This is a genomic window from Dethiothermospora halolimnae (genome assembly GCF_037577855.1).
Lineage (GTDB): Bacteria > Bacillota > Clostridia > Tissierellales > VENL01 > Dethiothermospora > Dethiothermospora halolimnae.
In genome coordinates, this window is record NZ_JBAKFX010000037.1 from 11781 (window position 1) to 30534 (window position 18754).

Sequence of the window (18754 nt, forward strand, 5' to 3'; positions counted from 1 at the left end):
CAATAAAAAAAGCGACCTATAGTCGCTTTTAATTTGCCCTTAAAATATTTTTGTTTCCTTTGTCGATACTTCAAAGTCAGACAAAGTCACTTTTAATTATTTTCCACCTTTTTCATATGGTTGACCACTCGCTGACGGAGCATTTGCCCTTCCAACAAATCCAATTAATATAATGATAGTCAACACATATGGTAACATTGATAATATTGACTCTGAAACTTCTAGTGTAGTACCACCAATAAATATTGTTAAACCTTGGGCGGCTCCAAATAATAAACAAGCCCACATCGCCCCTTGAGGCTTCCATTTACCGAAAATCATGGCTGCAAGGGCAATAAAACCATGTCCCGAAACAAGGGTTGGTCTGAAATTAGAAACTATAGCAAGACTCATTGAAGCTCCTCCTATACCTGCTAAAACACCAGACATTATTACTGAAAAATATCTTACAGCATATACATTAACACCTAAAGTATCCGCCGCCTTTGGATGCTCTCCTACCGCTCTTATTCTAAGTCCTAGTTTAGTTTTATAAAGTACATACCATACTACAAAAACTAAAATAAATGCAATATATACTGTTGCATACCTATTTAAAACTATATCAAAAAAAGAGTTATCGGGAAATACCCCATTTAGCGGTCTTGGTATTTTATCTCCAAGGGATAATGGTTTTGTTTGCTTAGCACCATCAAATAATATCCCAGATAAGAATAATGCTAATCCAGGGCCTAAAAAGTTTATGGCTATACCTGAAACAACCTGATCAGCTCCAAAGGAAATTGAAGCTATAGCATGTATCAGGCCCATAAGTCCTCCCACTATAGCCGCTGCCAATAACCCCAACCATGCATTATGGGCAAAATATCCTACAGTAGCTCCTATAAAGGCACCTATTGTCATCATACCTTCAAGACCTATATTAATAACCCCTGAATTTTCAGACATTACACCACCTAAAGCTGTATAGATTAACGGGGTTGAATACATTAAAGTACTACTTAATATTAATGCTATATTTTGAATTATCTCATTCATTTCCATTTTCTTCACCTCGTTTCCTACGGGAGTACTTAGTTATATTGTTTAAAGGCTTTCCAATCCATTTTATAAACTTAGGTATAGCTACAAAAAACACAATTGTACCTATAACTATACTGACTATCTCAGATGGGGCTCTTAAAGCATAATTTAGTTTTGAACCACCATACTTAAGTCCTCCAAACAATAATGCACCTAGCACTGAACCTATTGCGGTATTACCACCTATTAAAGCAACCCCTATACCATCAAATCCATAGCCCTCCATAGCGGCAAGCACCGATACGTGTTTATTAACCCCAAGTACCTGAATAGTACCTGCTATCCCTGAAAGGGCACCTGCTATGAACATAGATGTTACCATACTTTTCTTAACATTGATTCCACCATATTCGGCGGCATATTTATTAAATCCAACAGCCCTTAATTCATAGCCTAAAGTAGTTTTCTTTAAAATATACCATACAATAACTGCCAATATTATAGCTATTATTATACCTAGATTTACTGGAGAACCAAATATATCCCTTAAGATAGGGCTATCCTTAAGCCATTCTCTTCCGGCTTTCGAGTATTTCCATTTTTCCAATATACCTATACTAGCACTTTGTTGTATATCCATAGTAGTTTCACCTTGGGGTCTTTTAAATCCTTCAAACATAATGAAATAGTTATTTAAATAAAGAGCTATCCAGTTAAGCATGATTGTAGCTATAACCTCATGAACTCCAAATCTAGATTTTAAGTATCCTGCTATAGCTCCCCAAAGACCTGCAGCTAAGGCTCCTAGTAATATTGCTACAATAGCATGTAAAACTATAGGCAAATCCCAAAATAATCCCACAGCTGCAGCAACTAAAGATCCAACTATAAACTGTCCCTCTGCACCAATATTAAATAATCCCGTTCTAAATGCAAATGATACCGAAAGTCCAGTTATTATAAGAGGTGTTGCATATACAATTGTATATGATATATATTTGGGTCGTCCAAATACTCCGTCAAAAATTACTTTATATGCCTCTATAGGACTAAATCCCGCAATCTTTAAAGCAATTGCCCCTACTATTAATCCAAATACTATAGATATTAATGTAAATCCCAAAGTTCCTTTAAATGTATTTATTATTCTTCCTTTAATGGGTGTTTTATTGTCCTTCATTATCAACACCTCCTCCTGCCATCATAAGTCCCAATTTATTTTCATCGGCATCTTTAGCATCTACTATTCCTACAATCTTACCTTCATATATTACAGCAATTCTGTCGGATACATTTATTACTTCATCTAATTCTAATGATACTAATAAAACACCTTTATTTTTATTTCTTTGGTCTACCAATGATTTATGGACATATTCTATAGCTCCCACGTCTAAACCTCTAGTGGGTTGAGCTGCAATAAGTAGATCCGGGTCATTTGTAACTTCCCTAGCTATAATAACCTTTTGCTGATTACCTCCAGATAAAGATTTAGCCTGTATTTTCTCATTTTCAGGTCTTATATCAAACTTCTTAATTAGATCTCTAGCAAATTCATTGATTTTTTCATGATTTAATATACCCCTTTTAGCAAAGGGAGCTTTATAGTAATTCTCTAATACCATATTTTCAGATACGGTATAATCAAGTACTAATCCCCTCTTTTGTCTATCTTCTGGTATAGTAGATATATTACTATCTATTATCTCCTTAGGTGACTTATTAGTTATATCTTCACCATTTATCTTTACATTACCTGACTTAACTTTTCTAAGACCAGTAAGCCCCTCTATTAATTCACTTTGACCATTACCGTCAACACCTGCTAACCCGACTATTTCTCCAGCCCTTACTTGTAAGGATAGTCCTTCTACTGCTTCAATCCCTCGATTATCTTCCACTACTAAATTATCTATTTCTAAAACAACTTTACCAGCTGTTCTATCTTCTTTTTCAACTTTAAAACTAACTTCTCTACCAACCATTTTTGATGCCAGTTCATCTTCATCAGTTTCACTAACATCTACTGTGTCTATATGTTTACCCCTTCTTATAATTGTACAGTAATCTGCCACCTGTTTTATTTCTTTTAATTTATGGGTTATTATTATTATAGATTTTCCTTCTTTTGTTAGGTTTCTTATAATTTTAATTAAATCCTCTATCTCTTGGGGTGTTAATACGGCTGTAGGCTCATCTAGTATAAGTATATCTGCTCCTCTATATAAGGTCTTTAATATTTCAACCCTTTGTTGCATACCTACAGTTATATTTTCTATTTTTTCATTGGGATCAACGTGTAATCCATATCGTTTAGAAAGTTCTTCTACTTCTTTGATAGCTTTTTTCATATCAAGTTTTCCAAGTCCCGATGTTGTTTCCATTCCTAAAATTATATTTTCAGCAACTGTAAAGGGTTCAACTAACATAAAGTGTTGATGAACCATACCTATACCCCTTTTAATTGCTACATTGGGATCAAATAAATTTACTTTTTTTCCATTTATATAAACTTCACCATTGGTAGGTTTATAAAGTCCATATAATACATTCATAAGTGTAGTTTTTCCCGCTCCGTTTTCCCCTAATAGAGCATGGACTTCCCCCTTATGAACAGTAAGATTTATATTATCATTAGCAGTAAAATCACCAAATTTTTTGGTAACATTTTTCATTTCGACTGCTTTATGATTAAAATCTATATTATTCAATGGATTTACCTCCTCTTCCCTATATCCAAACAGCTCAGACCGATGTCCGAGCTGTAGATATATTGTTCATTTTCAATTTATTCTGCACTAAATTCCTTATAAGTATCTTCATTGTAAGGAACCACTATATCTCCATCTATAATCTTTTGTTTAACTTCTTCTACTTCATCAAGTATCTCTTGAGGTACATCTTCATCGGATGTTGGAGCTATACCTACTGCATCTTCAGCTAAACCATAAACTACAGTTTCTCCACCTTTAAATTCATTGTTTTGATAGTCTTCTGTAACTGCATATATAGCAACATCAACACGCTTCATAGCTGAAGTTAAAACATTTTCTGGAGCTAAGTAATTTTGATCTCTATCAACACCTATAGCCCATTTACCTTCTTCTTTAGCAGCTTCTATAACCCCATTACCAGTACCACCAGCTGCATGGAATACTATGTCGGCACCTTTAGTATACATTTGCTTAGCTATAGCTTTACCTTTAGCTGCATCACCAAAGGATTCAGCATATTGTCTTAATACTTCTGCATCAGGATTTGCATATTTTACACCAGCATGGAATCCATAATCAAATCCATCGATTACTTCACCTTTCATACCTCCAACAAAGCCAACCTTATTAGTTTCAGTCATCTTACCTGCTATGTAACCAACTAGGAAAGAACCCTGCTCAGCTTTAAACACAACACCTAAAACGTTTTCTGGAGTTTCTTCTCCATATGAAAAGTCTATTATTGCATAGTCTTGATCTGGATTATTTAATGCTGCCTTTTTCATTTCTGGAGCTAATTTATATCCTATACCCCAAATTAAGTCATTGTTAGCATCTAACAATTGCTCTAAGTTAGATTTATAATCTGTTTCCTGTTGAGACTCTTGATATCCTGCTTTTATACCTAATTCTTTTTCAGCTTTTTGTAGTCCTTCCCAAGCTGATTGGTTAAAGGATTGATCATTTACTCCACCAATATCAGTAACCATTGCTACACTTATCTTCTCTTCACCATTACCTGTTGCATCTCCACCATTCTCAGTCTTGTCACCATCGTTAGTGTTACCACCATTATCAGTATCTGTTCCACAACCTACTGCTAATGTTGCCACTAACATAATTGATAATAATAATGCTAAACCTTTTTTAAACATATAAACCCTCCTTAAATTTTAAATAACCTTCACGTGTAGTATTTACCCGCGAATAATAACAATTCTACATTTTTTTTTAAAATCCTTTTTATTTTATAAAAAATTTATTACTTTTAACTATCTATTACTATAATAATATTGTTATAACAATATTATTATTATCTAAAAAAATATTTATTAAACATTTTTCGTTAAAAAAACTCCAGAGAGACTCTGGAGTTTTTTACTAACAAGGATCCGATTCTTTGGTTACATATCCTTCTTTACTTAGTACATCCATGGCTTTGTCAAGTTTTTCTTCATTAACCATAACAACTGGGCCAGTACAACCCATACCACTTTCAGCATAGATACCATTTTTCCAAAGTACTTTAACAGCATCTTCTAAGTCCATGATGTCTATACCTGAAACTGATCCGGTAACCACTTCCTTCGGTGGTGCCTCTACTTCTTCATCGTCATCTGATGATTTCTTATTATCTTTTTTTAGTCCCTTTAATATATCCTTTAATTTAGCTTTATTAGCCTTATCAAATTCAGATTTAGCAACTTGTGATACATTATTTTTGGCTAATTCTGCTGCGTAAGAAATAGCATTGGCTACAACTGGTACCCCTGAAGCTCTAGATAAAATAAGTATAGTTCTATCATAATCTTCTCCAATGCCTGGACCATAACCATATCCCATTGCTTCATAGCTTCCGCCAGTCGTATAAGAAGAGAATATCTTCATAAGTAGATTTCCTGTTAAACTATCTGTAATCATAACATCAGGAGTTCCTGTTAATAGGTCATTTCCCCTCATAACAGAACCACCATCTGCTCTCATTGACTCAGCAAAGTTTACATCATATCCATTACTACAAAGTTCCTTTAGAGATCTTTCAACCTGTCTTGCTCCATCTACATTTAAAATCCCCACAGTAGGGTTCTCTACACCCATAGCCTTGGCACTTATAATTCCATATATACCGTTCTTAACCATACCTTCGACTCTATGGGCAGATGAAGTTCCTGTGGTTGTAGCTATAAACATCTCTTTACCATGGCCTGGAGTAACAACTCTTCCCACAGTAGAAACTCCTATTGGGAAATTATAATGCATAGTTACAGCGCTTTTTATATCTCCACTGTCTAAAAGTTCTTCCATTTTCTTATGTTGTTCTTCCTCTGAATTTGCTTCTGCTATCTGAAGGTTTGTATCAACTTTAGGTCCGATTAGAACCACTTCAATAGAAGAATTTCTTTTTTGTGCTAATTCTGCACCTTTCACTATATTCTCTACTCCGTGTTCACTACCTAAAGTAGTTATACCTACTCTAACCTTTCCACCAAAGTTTCCAGTTTCTATAGCATCTGCTACATCATTAAAAACTTTTCCTATCATCTTTTTTACATTTTCATTTGACATTAATATCACCTCTAATCATTCAGTAGATGTGACGCAAATTCTTTCATAGCTTCTCCAACTAATGATTTAACTTCTTCTTCAGAAACGCCTTTTCCGTCGTCCATTTTTCCATCATTCTTTTCAATAACTATTGATACACCATCAAATAAGTTGGTCATACGTCCAAGGAAAAGACTTCCTTTACCAACAATCATAGCCCTTTTAATTTCGTCATCTAACATAGCATCTCTAGCAAACCCTATATATGGAACCCCTGAAGGTATATGTCCTTGAGTTGGTGCCCATCCAGGCATACCGTGTTCTTTAACAAAATTAGGTAATTCTTTTCTATCTAAATCTTTTCTCTTAACTCCTAAAGCACCTATCATTTTGTAGTTAGCTGTAGGAACATCTCCAGCACCAGCTGGTTTTGTTATATCTGGGTTTTGCATTTCTACAGAATATTTATCTATATCAGTTATTTTTAAATCTCCTCTATCTAACGGAGCAGTAATTAATGATGTTATTACCGCTTGAGGAGATGAGCCTGTACCCACTGTATGACGACCTACTAAGTCTGTTCTAAGTATTGGGTTAACACCATCGTTCTTGCTTACTAAAACAGCAAATCCACCTAAAGTGTCTTCTAATATAGGCATGTCTTTCTTAACATGGTCCTTACCATTCATACCTAATTTAGCTGTTGCACCACCAGCAACTATAACAACGTTATCATATACTCCTGATTTAACAAGAGCAGCTGCCTCTATTAATGTATGAGTTGGTGCAGCACAAAAACCTCTAGTGTCTGAACCAGTTGCATTTACACAACCTACTGTTTCTGCAATAGCCTTAGCGAAGTTTCCTCCACCTCTTTGGTTCATATCTCCACATGCTTCTTCTGAACACTCAATAACATAGTCAACAGTTTCTGGATCTATATCATTTTTATTTAGAAGGTTTAAAAATGCAAGAGCACCTGATGCCTTAACAACTAAGTTTTCGTAAATTGTATGGGCATTTAAGTTTATATCTATTTCGTGAGCTCTTTTAACACAACCAATTAACTCATTTTCATTGTATATAGGTTCTGCATGTAACTCATCAATTGCTTTCTTTATTTCATCCATTTCATCTCCATCTTTTAACTTAGCAACCATTTCGTCACTAATAAGGGGATGATTTTCTAATTTTTCTTTAACCATAGAAGTAAACTCTTTATTAAGCTTAACTAAATCAAATACGTCAACTATTTTTAATAGTCCAATAAATTCGTCTTGTGGCATGATTTCACCATATTTACCGAATCTATCAGCGCCTTCTACTTTTTTATCGTACCAAGGCATTTTGTACCCACTTAATTGTTCTGGTGTCATGTTACCAATGTAAGTTTGATTTGCTGGATATGACACTACATCTTCAAAGCTACGAAGATGCTCTGGAACCTTTTTAAGATAATCTGAATCTGGATTAACTATTTTTTCTGATGTCTGAGTTGTACCATTGTGTAAAATCATATCTGGAGTATGTACTAGCACATAACCAGAACCTTTGACAACAGGAAATGTCATATTATTTCACCTCCAAAAAATTTAAAAAACTATATATAAATTAGAATAGCCTTTACTAAGTAGTTGCATTTCGCAACTCGCAGCCATTTACTAATAATGGGTGATGTATCTCCACCACCCATTATTAATCATTATAGCTGCCAGCTGCGAAATGCAGCTGGCTATAGATTAGTCTTCAAATACTACCTGACCATCTACTTCAGTTTCAAGAGCAGTTAAAGCTTTTGCAACTAACCCTCTTCTTAATTGTTTCTCTTCGTCTTTATCAAGACTTGGATTTCCCAGTGGGTGAGGAATAGCAATAGTTGGAACTATTCTATTTGCACCTACTGTTAATGATATAGGCACTACTGTACACATATGAACTACAGGTATACCTGCACGTTCAATTTCTTTTACCATCGTTGCACCGCAACGTGTACAAGTACCTCAGGTAGAAGTTAGTATAACTGCGTCAACACCGTCTTCAACTAACTCTTTAGCAAATTCTTCAGCAAATGCTTTAGAACTTGCAACGGCAGTACCGTTACCTGTTGTAGTATAGAAGTATCTGTGAAGTTCTCCTATTCTACCCTCTTTTTCAAAGTCTCTTAGAACGTCCACTGGAAGAACTCTATCTGAGTCTTCGTTAGCATATATTGGATCATATCCACCGTGGGCAGTTTCATGAGTTTCTTCAGTTAAATCCATCATTCCATCAATATCATACTTACCATATTTTGAAGCACTTGATGATTCAATGTGATCTGGATTTCCTTTAGGAACAATACCTCCAGAAGTAACTAATGCTACTTTTGCCTTTGATAAGTCCTTAACCGCTGGGTTAGGATCTACATTATCAAAATCAGGCATTGGGAATTCTGTAGTAAAATCTTCGCCTTTAAGCTTCTTAACCAGCATATCAACCGCTCTAGCAGAACCTCTTTTTTCAGCGAAATAATTCTTTCTAACACCTCTTGCAAAGTACCCTTCTTCTTCAGGTGATCCTAACTCTTCACCTTTAGCTAATTTAAGTGCTAATGGAGCCATAGATTTAACAGCCTTTCTCATACCAGCTGCACTATTTTTAGTTGAAACAACATATACACTCTTCTTAAACATATCAGCACCAGGGTTTTCTTCATACATACCAGTTAGTACTGGGATACCTAATTCTTTTTGAACTGCATCAGTTATAGATCCACAAGCAACACCGTATCTACCTGCGTTGAATGCTGGTCCTGCTATAAATATATCAGGATTGTATTTTTTAACCATTTCTATAACTTCAGCTGTAGCTTCTTCTAAGTTTTCATTGAAGTAAGAGTCACCACAGATTACTGTAGCTACTATTTCAGCCTCGTCTTTGAACCTTTTGTTAAATTCCATACCTGGTCCAACAACGCCTTCTCTTACTTCTGGTTTATAATCAGCTTTTTCTTCTCCACCTATTCCAGCGAAGAATTGGTTTATATAATGAACAACTTTTATTTTACTCATTAGTTTCCCCCCTCTCTCAGTTTTCGGGTTTAATTTTTTTATTAGTCGTTAAATTTACAGAACTCTTCTCTTATATCAGTCATTTCTTCTATGATTTCATCTACATCAAGAACCATTTCCATCATACCTATTTGCTCATCGTAAACGTCAGCATCTACTTCATCTTTGAATTCTGGCTCTACTGCGTGATAAACTCTAAGTCCTAACTGGACTCCTGCTAATGGACCTGCAAACGTAGGGTCACCTGCTGTAACTGTTTCAGCTGCTAATCCTGCTGCTTCACCTTCTGCAGCACCTAATACAACAACTATATTTTCAGCACCATGCTTATCAGTTAAATCTTTAACCCTTTGTTGATTTTCTAAGTCCATCGCTCCTGCAGCCGTTCAGACAAAACACTCAGTTGATGAGAAAACAACTTCTGCGTCTGTTGACTTTAGGCATTCTTCCATAGCTGGACCTGGTATTCCATCTCTATCGCCTATAATGATAACTTTCTTGCCATCATAACGTCCCATCATCACACTTCCTTTCACATTTTATATTTTTTTATTTTATATGCAATTAGATATTAATATCCTTTTGCAGTTAACTTGTTAAATCCAAGCTCATTAGTAGCTCCAGTTATAGCCTGAAGTTCAACTACTATTGAACCATCTTCACTAAGACTGCCATCGAAACCACCAGCAATACTGTTAACTGGTTCAGTATATCCAATTACTCTATCTAATGCAGGTAATTTGATAACTTCGTTGGCATTACCACCTGTAACAACTGCATTTGCCAGTGGGTCAGCATCTGCTAATGATTGAGATGCACCATCTCTACCAGCATACTCATCAGTAACTATTACAGTTTTAATGTCTTTTTTCTCTATTTTTACACAGTTCATAATAAGGTCAGTATCTGGGTTACCGAAACCTTCCTGTGAAATAACAACTCCATCAACACCAAGATATTCTGCTAATTTAGCAGCCCAGTTTGATGATCTTTCTTTGTCAGCAAGGTAAACATTTTCATTAGTAATAATCATACCAACGAAGTTGATTTCCTTACCATGTTGTTCAAATAAGTCATGGATTATTGGATTATTTAAGTGATGATATGTTGTGTTCTTGTCACAAGCAGAAACACAGTTACCACTTATTATTGCTCCATCCATAATTTCAGTTGGATTAATTAAAGTAGATAGTGTTTGCTTTGCATCTACTCCATATACATATGTGTCATGCATTAATCCTTGACTTTGAAGCATTTGAACATATGCAACCTTAGGAAGCTCTGGATATTTCTCTACACTCTTTAATAAAGGTAAAGATTCATACTCTTTAACCTCATCTGGTGTAACATCCTTTCCTGCTTCTCCTAAATATGCAGCAATTTTTAATCCTGCCATCCTTAATGCTTTTTCATGCTCAGGTTGCTTTAAGCCATCTTTAGGCTCACAAATCAATACAACATTATTAAGCTTTGAGAATGGAGTGTAATCAGCTCCTGGGCCAGTCATATCTATTATACCCTCTTGGAAACCAACTACCTTACCAGTTGTAACTACTGCAGCGCCTTTTAATACATTAGTTTTACCTGTACCTACAGTTTCAACTTTTGATAGTACTCCAGGGAATATTCCTCCTGGTCCATCTACTTTAACTCTAGGCTCAATTACATCCTTAACAGGAGTAATTCTTACACTTTCACCTGGTCTTGCTAAATCAACATCTACACTCTTTAAGTTTTCATCTTCACTTACCATCTTGATGATTTCTTCTTTATTTACATATAGAGTGCCATTTTCAACTTTAGTTTCTTCACCAAATTGAACATCCTTAATTAGAATATTTCCTAATTCTAGACGCATAGAGTTCACCTCCTCTTAGTATTTCCACTTATGTGTATTTTAAATATATGTGCGATACATATGTATCACACATATGTATATATTAACTCTAGACTATTGCTAGAATTTATACCTTATTATTATAAGTACTTCTTAATCATTTCCTCAACACTATCTTTTGTTGCTTCTTCTTTAACTCTTTCATCAACTTTTTCGCCATCTTTGTAAATAGCGATAACTGGTAATCCTAAGATTTTTTGCTTAATAGCAAGTCTTCTTGCCTTTGTAGTATTAAGTTTTACAAACTTCATCTGATCACCATATTGTTCTTCTAGTGCTTCTATATGTGGCATTAAAGCCTTACATGGCTCACAACCATCACTCCAAAAGTCTACTAAAATGTACCCTTCAGCATTTAACACTTCTTCCTCAAAAGATTTTTTATCAACTACTAACATTAAAATCCCCTCCTATATTTTATTAAGAAATATTATTCTTCAAAATTATTTTCAATGTATTTTTCAGCTTGAACAGCTGCAATAGCACCATCTGCAGTGGCAGTTACAACCTGTCTTAGTGACTTAACTCTACAGTCACCAGCTGCAAACACTCCATCAACATTTGTTTTCATGTTATCATCAGTTTTGATGTAACCACGTTCCATGTCTATAACATTTTCAAATAAACTAGTTTGTGGTAAATAACCTATAAAAACAAATACTCCAAATGTTCCATCATCTTCACTAGCTACTATTTCTGTTTCTTCTCCTGTTTCTCTATTTCTTAAAGTCATAGCTTCTAATATTCCGTCACCTTTTAAGTCTTTAACCTCTGAATTCCATATGAAATCTATCTTATCATTTTTGAATGCCTTTTCTTGAATTGACTTAGCAGCCTTTAACTTATCTCTTCTATGAACTATAGTAACCTTTCTTGCAAACTTAGTTAAGAACATAGCCTCTTCAACTGCTGAATCTCCTCCTCCTACTACATAAACCTCTAGGTCTTCAAAGAAAGCACCATCACAAGTAGCACAATAAGATACACCCTTACCAGTTAGTTCTTTTTCACCTGGAGCACCAAGTAACCTTGGTTTAGCACCTGTAGCTACTATTACTGATTTTGCTTTATATTCTTCTTTTTCACCTTTTATAACCTTTATCTTGTCACTGAAGTCTATCTCTTTAACTTCGTCTAATTTTCTTTCAGCACCAAACTCTTCTGCTTGTTCAACCATTCTTGCAATAAGCGATGGTCCACTTGCATCAGCAATTGATCCTGGATAATTAGCTACTTCCTCAGTTGTCACTATTTGTCCGCCAGCCTTTTCTTTTTCAAGAATAATAGTTTTAAGGTTAGCCCTTGATGCATATAAACCAGCAGCTAGACCAGCAGGTCCTGTACCAATTATAACCACGTCATAAATATTTGACATTTCCCTCACTCCTTATTTATTTATTTTTAACTAAATATATTTAATTTAATACCTAGCAAAATAATTAAAGTATGGATTATTGAAATTCTCACAGTACTATTACTTTAGTAAAACCTTTTCTATGTAGTGTCCAACTAGGACCATCCATATACTATCATATAATCTAATCTACATTTTATATTAATTTTCTACAAAAAGTTTTTTTAAATAATCCATAGTTTAAAATCTACCCACAATTATCTATATTTATACCCAGTTTAAAAGTTAATATTCTCTAAAGTATTTTCAATTAATGATAAATCTATAACCTGAAAATCATCAAGAATCTTATCATCCCACTTAGGTGTCTCTTTATCTTTCAAAAACTTTTTCGCAGTATTTAAGCTATCTTCTATGACCATTATAGATTTCATATCCATTTTACCCTTTTCTTCACTTATTAAAATAGATTTATAAGGAGTCTCATTAGGTTTTACACTCCCAGAAAGGGGATGGGACAACAACTTGTGTCCAACATGGACTAAATCCCTCACTTTTACCAAAATATCTATGTACTTGGTGTCAAAGAATTTTACCTTTACTGTGTCTTTAAATTTAGTTTCAACTAACGGATTGTTAGTTATTATCATATTTCTCAAAGAGTCCACCCCTTAATGATTTAACTATTTTTTGACAACAAAAAAACAGACAAACGTATACATATTGTTAGTTATATGCCACGTCCCCCTGTTCCTAACCTGAGAGATTCTTCTTATATATAAGAATTGCTCCTTCGGTGCAATAAGCTTCCCAGAGAACTGTCAAAATGCGGTCCTTTTGCCTGAGAGTTTCATCATTCAGTGGCAAGCCAATTGACTTACTCCTTCGGCGCCTAAACCTTCGGTCTCTTCCGCATTCATCATCCAGATACTATTATTTAATTGTTAAACAATAATCAAGTTTTCCTGCTCACCCATATTATAATATATAAAGTTTTTTAATACAATACTATTTTACATTTTTTTTATCTATAATTAATTTTCATAATATTCGTTGTTTTCACTAACCCATAAAAACCGGTTATTAAGCCTTTTTCAACGAATTTTCAAAATATACAGCTATGGCTCCAATTCCAGCATGGGTTCCCACCGTTGCCCCTACCTTTCCAAATATTATCTCCTTTGGCTTTAATTCTTTTTCTAAAGACTCTTTAAGTTCCATGGCAAATTCCTCAGCTTCAGTATGATTTACCCCAATGGTCATATCTTTAAAATCCATATCCATCTTCTTTATTTTCTTTATAACCCATTTAATAACCTTCTTTCTCCCCCGTATCTTATCCTTTAAGGTTAATTTTCCATTCTCTATATTAAGTACTGGCTTAATCTTCAGTTTCTCACCTATAAATGCCTTAGTAACCGAAAGCCTTCCACCTTTTTTAAGATTCTCCAGAGTATCCACTACAAATATATAGTCCATATGATTAACCATATCTTTAAGCCTATCTATTATTACATCTTTATTTTCATCCACTTTAGCCATTCTAGCTCCTTCTATAGCCATTAAACCTTGTCCTAAGGTTATTCCCCTAGAATCAATTACAGTTATCCTATCTTCAAGTCCTATAATCTTCTTTGCCATCATAGCCGATTGATATGTTCCACTCATTTCTGATGAAATAGTTAATACTATTATGTGTTCATAATCATCTTTAAATTTGTTATATATATCTATAAACTCCTTAGGAGTAACCTGGGATGTAGTAGGTAGTTTATCACTACATCCCATTTTCCTATAAAATTCTTCAGTGGATATATCTATTCCATCTCTATAACTACCATCCTCAAAATTTATAGTTAGGGGTACAACTTCTATATCTAAATCTTCTATATATTTCTTAGGTATATCAGAAACACTATCTGCTATTATTTTTACCCTTCCCACAGCTCTTCACTCCTCATTCATAATTAATAATAAAGTATATTATAATTGCATTTAATTTAGTAAAAGAATACGTAATATCATTATATATTTTAAATGGGATTTCTACAATAGCGGTATTTAAAAACAAAGGCACCTTTGGTGCTTCTTTGTTTAGTGCAGGGTGCAAAGATCAGAGTGCAGAGAATTGTATGTAAAATAAAAATAGCCCCAAAGGGACTATTTATTTTCTAATGCATCAAGTATTGATATTGATATATTAGATGAATGATCTGCAACCCTCTCAAGGTTACTTATCACATCTAAGAATACAATACCTGAACTTGGATGACATTTTTGTTTATTTAGTCTATCAATATGATTTGCCCTATACTGTTTTTCTAATAGGTCAATATCTTGTTCATTGGCAATAACATTCTTAGCAACTTTAGGATCTGCATTCTTAAAAGCTATAAGGGCATTCTTAAAGGAATGTTCAACCTTATCAAACATAATCTGAAGCTCATCTAAAGCATTATCTGTAAACCAAAATTTATTGTCTATTCTATATTGTGCTAGCTCTGCTAAGTTATCAGCATGGTCCCCCACACGTTCTAAGTCATTTATAGTATGGAACAATGTGGTTACTGTAGAGTTTTGCATGTCGGTTAATGGTGCATTATAAAGCTGCACAAGATATTCAGTTATATCACTTTCCAACTGATTAATTCGTTTTTCCTCTTTAAAGACTTTATGGGTTAACTTTTCGTCCTTAGTTATGAAGGCTTTGATTGAAGTCCTTAAATTCTCCTGTACCAATCTTCCCATTCTTAAAACTTCTTTTGATGCTTGCCCCACGGCAATTGATGGTGTTTCTATTATTCTTGCATCTAAATATTTAAGTCCATTTGTATCTTCATCTTCTCCCGGAACAAGTTTTTTGGCAGCTTTTACTATTAATGGAGCAAACCAAATTAATATAGCTACGTTAATTATATTAAAGAATGTATGGGCATTAGCTATTTGTCTAGAAACATCATTTTTTGATATTTCTTGAACTGCCCATTCAATAGGTATCCTAAGAACTAGCATAAATATAGCAGTACCTATAAGATTAAATAATAAATGCATTACAGCAGCTCTTTTAGCTGTTTTGCTCGCTCCTATACTTGATAATAGGGCAGTAACACATGTACCAATATTATCACCATATAAAATAGGTAAAGCCATCTCAATAGTTATCATTCCCTGACTGCCCAAAGTCAATAATACCCCCATTGAAGCACTACTGCTTTGTACAAGCACTGTCATAGCAAAACCAACTAAAATTCCTATTAATGGATTGTTAAGTCCATGAAGGGCATTATTAAATGCCTCTGATTCTTTTAATGGGTCTAAAGATTCTTTCATAAGATCCATTCCAACAAAGAGTATACCAAATCCAATTAGTGCTTCTGCGATTTGTTTATGTTTTTTCTTTGATGAGAATATTAAGATACCTACACCAATAGCAACAACAATTGGAGCTATTGCTGTAAGTTTAAAAGCTATAAGCTGTCCAGTAATAGTAGTACCAATGTTGGCACCCATTATTACTCCTATAGCTTGGGTTAATTTCATAATTCCAGCATTTACAAAACCTACAACCATAACGGTTGTGGCACTACTACTTTGTACTATTGCTGTTACAAGGGCACCTACTATTACCCCCATAAACCTGTTATTAGTTAAAATTCCTATTAAATTCTTTAATCTCTCACCTGCAACTTTTTGTAAACCTGTTCCCATTATATTCATTCCATAAAGAAATAGGCCTAGTCCACCTAATACTCCAAAAGCTACCTCCATTTTTTAACCTCCATTTCATATGTTATATATTATTTGCCATTACGTAACAAATTATATGATACAACATATTCATCTGAGTTTTGTTAAATCCATGTTAAATTTGTAAATATACAAATAAATTTGTTAGGAAAACGTTAAATAAAATCTATTGTTTTAGATGTTTTTCACAAAACTATCTTAACCCAGGAAAACCAATCTGTCTTAATGCCTCATATGTAATTATTGCCACGGAATTAGATAAGTTAAGGGATCTAGCACTCTCTCTATTAAGCATGGGAATCCTCATATTCCTTTCCCTATTAGCCATCAATAGGTCCTCTGGCAATCCTGCGGTTTCCTTTCCAAACACTAAAAAGCAATTTTCCGAGAATTCCATATCTGAATATGATTTCTTCCCTTTGGTAGTAGCATAAAAAAATCTACCTTTGTCATGCTTCAACAATAACTCTTCAAAACTATCATGATAATGAATATCTAATAAGTCCCAATAATCCAGTCCTGCCCGCTTTAAATGTTTGTTGTCTGTAGAAAAACCTAGAGGTCTAACTAGATGAAGTGATGCTCCCGTTGCAGCACATGTTCTAGCAATATTACCAGTATTTTGTGGTATTTCAGGTTCAACTAATACTATATTTATAGACATAATAGCACCCCCTTCATTTTATTTATTTTCTTTTACAGATATATTTATTTCAATTGTCTCTTCTTCAAATTCAAATGGAACACACATTATATCTTGCCCTTTAATTGAATATACCATTTCTTTTCCCGCCAAGATACTAGGCGGGGTAATATCCGTTTTAATGCCTATATCGAACAATTTAGTAGAGGCATTTCCCATAATCATATTTCCAAGTTCAGAAATAGCACTTTTAGCCATTTCATCTAAAGTAGCCACTGGCATACCTCCCATCATATTAGAAGCTAATTTTTTTCCTGTCTCTTCAGTAAAATTAATAACAATCTGTCCTTTTAAATTCCCGGTGACTCCAACGACCACTGCTATTGAATCAATTAGGCTTATATCTTTTCTCATAAAAGGTTTCTTTTGCTCTAGTGCTATATTCCCTACTTGGACTAGTATATCTTTACTTGCTGTTAAAAATGGATTTACATATTCTACTTTCATTATATCATCCTTTCTGTAAGCATAATTTAATAGAATTATATCACATTTTGTTGAAAAAGACTATTTATTGCCATGTATATTCTTTATCCCCTTGTCATCTAAAACTATTCTTTTATTAAAAGTATTTATACTAAATTCTTCTTCTGCCTTTTTGATACCAATCCCCTTTAATTCTATTTTTTTCAAGTCTCCTTCACCTATCCTCTTTTTATGTAGTGTATATAAATAATGAATAGCTTGGGGTAAAAAACCTAATAATCTTGCAGAAACAGTATCGGTGGATATGGGATCTGTACCGGCAATTATTAAGCCTTTATTTTCTATAGACTTCCCTAGAGACGGCCCTGTTCCTATCATCGTCCTATCAGCACTAACTATGGTTAAATCTATTGGCATTTTTTCAATCTTACTATGTGGGGAATTATAAGACCAACAAATCCTATTATGCCACTAACCGATACTGCCATAGCAGTTATAAATGAACATAATACTAATATAACTATTTTTGTCTTTTCTACATTTAACCCTAGATTTTTAGCCGATTCTTCCCCTGTTAACATTATATTTAAATCCCTTGATAAAAAGATTAATAGACCTATGGCTATACAAATAGGAAATAAAATAGTTAAAAGTTGATTCCACCCTTTCCCCGAAAAACTACCCAATGTCCAATAAATTATTTTGCTTAAGTCATTACTATGGATCACCATAAGAAATGACATGATAGCAGTAAAAAATTGTCCAACAGCTATTCCTGAAAGAAGTAACGTAGTTACTGGCACCTTATTTTTTACCTTAGATACAAAATAAACTATAAATGTAGATACCATAGCCCCTAAAAATGCCCCTATAGATATACTTGATATATTAAATAGGACTATGTTAATTCCAGTTATAATAACCAAAGTAGCTCCTAGAGCGGCTCCTGAAGATATCCCTATAACGTAGGGGTCAGCCATGGGATTTTTAAACATTCCTTGAAAAGCAGCCCCCACACTAGAAAGAGCTGCTCCCACCAATACACCTACCAATATTCTAGGTATTCTTATATTAAAAATAATAGCCTGATATGATTTTGGAATGCTATCTATATCTATATAATTCTGTATTATAGGTATTTTAGAGAAAACTATCTTTATAGTGGTTAAAACATTTATATTTGCACTTCCTATCGTTGAAAATACCGCTATACTAACTAATAAAATTATAACCAGAGAAGACAAAGTAAAAACCCAACTTTCCCTTCTCTGTAAGTTGATTTTCATAAATATCCCT

General features: G+C 34.0%; 18 protein-coding genes and 1 riboswitch. All 18 genes read right to left on the reverse strand.

The genetic code is table 11. The features are described from left to right. Nucleotides 1-96: 96 nt before the first annotated feature. Nucleotides 97-1038, reverse strand: coding sequence for an ABC transporter permease (locus V6137_RS13910; RefSeq protein WP_425448579.1), 942 nt, complete (start codon nt 1036-1038; stop codon nt 97-99). After that, on the reverse strand, nt 1031-2203 hold the full coding sequence (locus tag V6137_RS13915; protein WP_425448556.1) for an ABC transporter permease: 1173 nt from the start codon (nt 2201-2203) through the stop codon (nt 1031-1033). The genes V6137_RS13910 and V6137_RS13915 overlap by 8 nt, the downstream gene beginning before the upstream one ends. Then, complete coding sequence (locus V6137_RS13920; RefSeq protein ID WP_425448580.1) at nt 2190-3698, reverse strand: ABC transporter ATP-binding protein; 1509 nt, start codon at nt 3696-3698, stop codon at nt 2190-2192. The genes V6137_RS13915 and V6137_RS13920 overlap by 14 nt, the downstream gene beginning before the upstream one ends. Before the next feature lie 113 nt (nt 3699-3811). Continuing rightward, nucleotides 3812-4891 carry a BMP family lipoprotein gene (locus V6137_RS13925; RefSeq protein ID WP_425448557.1) on the reverse strand — a complete coding sequence of 360 codons (1080 nt, stop codon included), beginning with the start codon at nt 4889-4891 and terminating at the stop codon, nt 3812-3814. Nucleotides 4892-5117: 226 nt separating this feature from the next. Continuing rightward, nucleotides 5118-6302, reverse strand: coding sequence for a glycine/sarcosine/betaine reductase complex component C subunit alpha (gene grdD / locus V6137_RS13930; RefSeq protein ID WP_425448558.1), 1185 nt, complete (start codon nt 6300-6302; stop codon nt 5118-5120). Between the two features lie 11 nt (nt 6303-6313). Continuing rightward, nucleotides 6314-7852, reverse strand: a complete 1539-nt coding sequence (gene grdC / locus V6137_RS13935) for a glycine/sarcosine/betaine reductase complex component C subunit beta (RefSeq protein ID WP_425448559.1) — start codon at nt 7850-7852, stop codon at nt 6314-6316. Between the two features lie 168 nt (nt 7853-8020). Next, on the reverse strand, nt 8021-9331 hold the full coding sequence (grdB, locus tag V6137_RS13940) for a glycine reductase complex selenoprotein B (protein ID WP_425448560.1): 1311 nt from the start codon (nt 9329-9331) through the stop codon (nt 8021-8023). A 41-nt stretch (nt 9332-9372) separates the two neighbouring features. After that, a complete protein-coding gene (grdA, locus tag V6137_RS13945; protein ID WP_425448561.1) occupies nt 9373-9849 on the reverse strand; it encodes a glycine/sarcosine/betaine reductase complex selenoprotein A in 477 nt (158 codons plus the stop codon). Between the two features lie 53 nt (nt 9850-9902). Further along, nucleotides 9903-11189 (reverse strand): glycine/sarcosine/betaine reductase component B subunit, encoded by a 1287-nt coding sequence (locus V6137_RS13950; protein ID WP_425448562.1) that lies wholly within the window; start codon nt 11187-11189, stop codon nt 9903-9905. Nucleotides 11190-11308: 119 nt separating this feature from the next. Then, nucleotides 11309-11626 (reverse strand): thioredoxin TrxA, encoded by a 318-nt coding sequence (gene trxA / locus V6137_RS13955; protein ID WP_425448563.1) that lies wholly within the window; start codon nt 11624-11626, stop codon nt 11309-11311. 32 nt (nt 11627-11658) lie between these two features. After that, a complete protein-coding gene (gene trxB, locus V6137_RS13960) occupies nt 11659-12603 on the reverse strand; it encodes a thioredoxin-disulfide reductase (RefSeq protein WP_425448564.1) in 945 nt (314 codons plus the stop codon). A gap of 257 nt (nt 12604-12860) precedes the next feature. After that, nucleotides 12861-13232 (reverse strand): GrdX family protein, encoded by a 372-nt coding sequence (locus V6137_RS13965; RefSeq protein ID WP_425448581.1) that lies wholly within the window; start codon nt 13230-13232, stop codon nt 12861-12863. 169 nt (nt 13233-13401) lie between these two features. Further along, nucleotides 13402-13505: riboswitch (glycine riboswitch) on the reverse strand. Nucleotides 13506-13665: 160 nt separating this feature from the next. Next, nucleotides 13666-14526: a DegV family protein gene (locus V6137_RS13970; RefSeq protein WP_425448565.1), complete on the reverse strand. Its 861-nt coding sequence runs from the start codon at nt 14524-14526 to the stop codon at nt 13666-13668. A gap of 216 nt (nt 14527-14742) precedes the next feature. Next, nucleotides 14743-16350, reverse strand: a complete 1608-nt coding sequence (locus V6137_RS13975) for a Na/Pi cotransporter family protein (protein ID WP_425448566.1) — start codon at nt 16348-16350, stop codon at nt 14743-14745. A 172-nt stretch (nt 16351-16522) separates the two neighbouring features. Beyond that, nucleotides 16523-16993, reverse strand: a complete 471-nt coding sequence (gene trmL, locus V6137_RS13980) for a tRNA (uridine(34)/cytosine(34)/5-carboxymethylaminomethyluridine(34)-2'-O)-methyltransferase TrmL (protein WP_425448567.1) — start codon at nt 16991-16993, stop codon at nt 16523-16525. 18 nt (nt 16994-17011) lie between these two features. Then, a complete protein-coding gene (locus V6137_RS13985; RefSeq protein ID WP_425448568.1) occupies nt 17012-17479 on the reverse strand; it encodes a chemotaxis protein CheX in 468 nt (155 codons plus the stop codon). Nucleotides 17480-17539: 60 nt separating this feature from the next. After that, nucleotides 17540-17875, reverse strand: coding sequence for a DUF362 domain-containing protein (locus V6137_RS13990; protein ID WP_425448569.1), 336 nt, complete (start codon nt 17873-17875; stop codon nt 17540-17542). Next, the gene (locus V6137_RS13995; protein WP_425448570.1) at nt 17866-18744 is read right to left on the reverse strand and encodes a FecCD family ABC transporter permease; all 879 of its coding nucleotides are present in this window, start codon (nt 18742-18744) and stop codon (nt 17866-17868) included. Before V6137_RS13995 ends, V6137_RS13990 begins: the two co-directional genes overlap by 10 nt. Between the last annotated feature and the right edge of the window lie 10 nt (nt 18745-18754).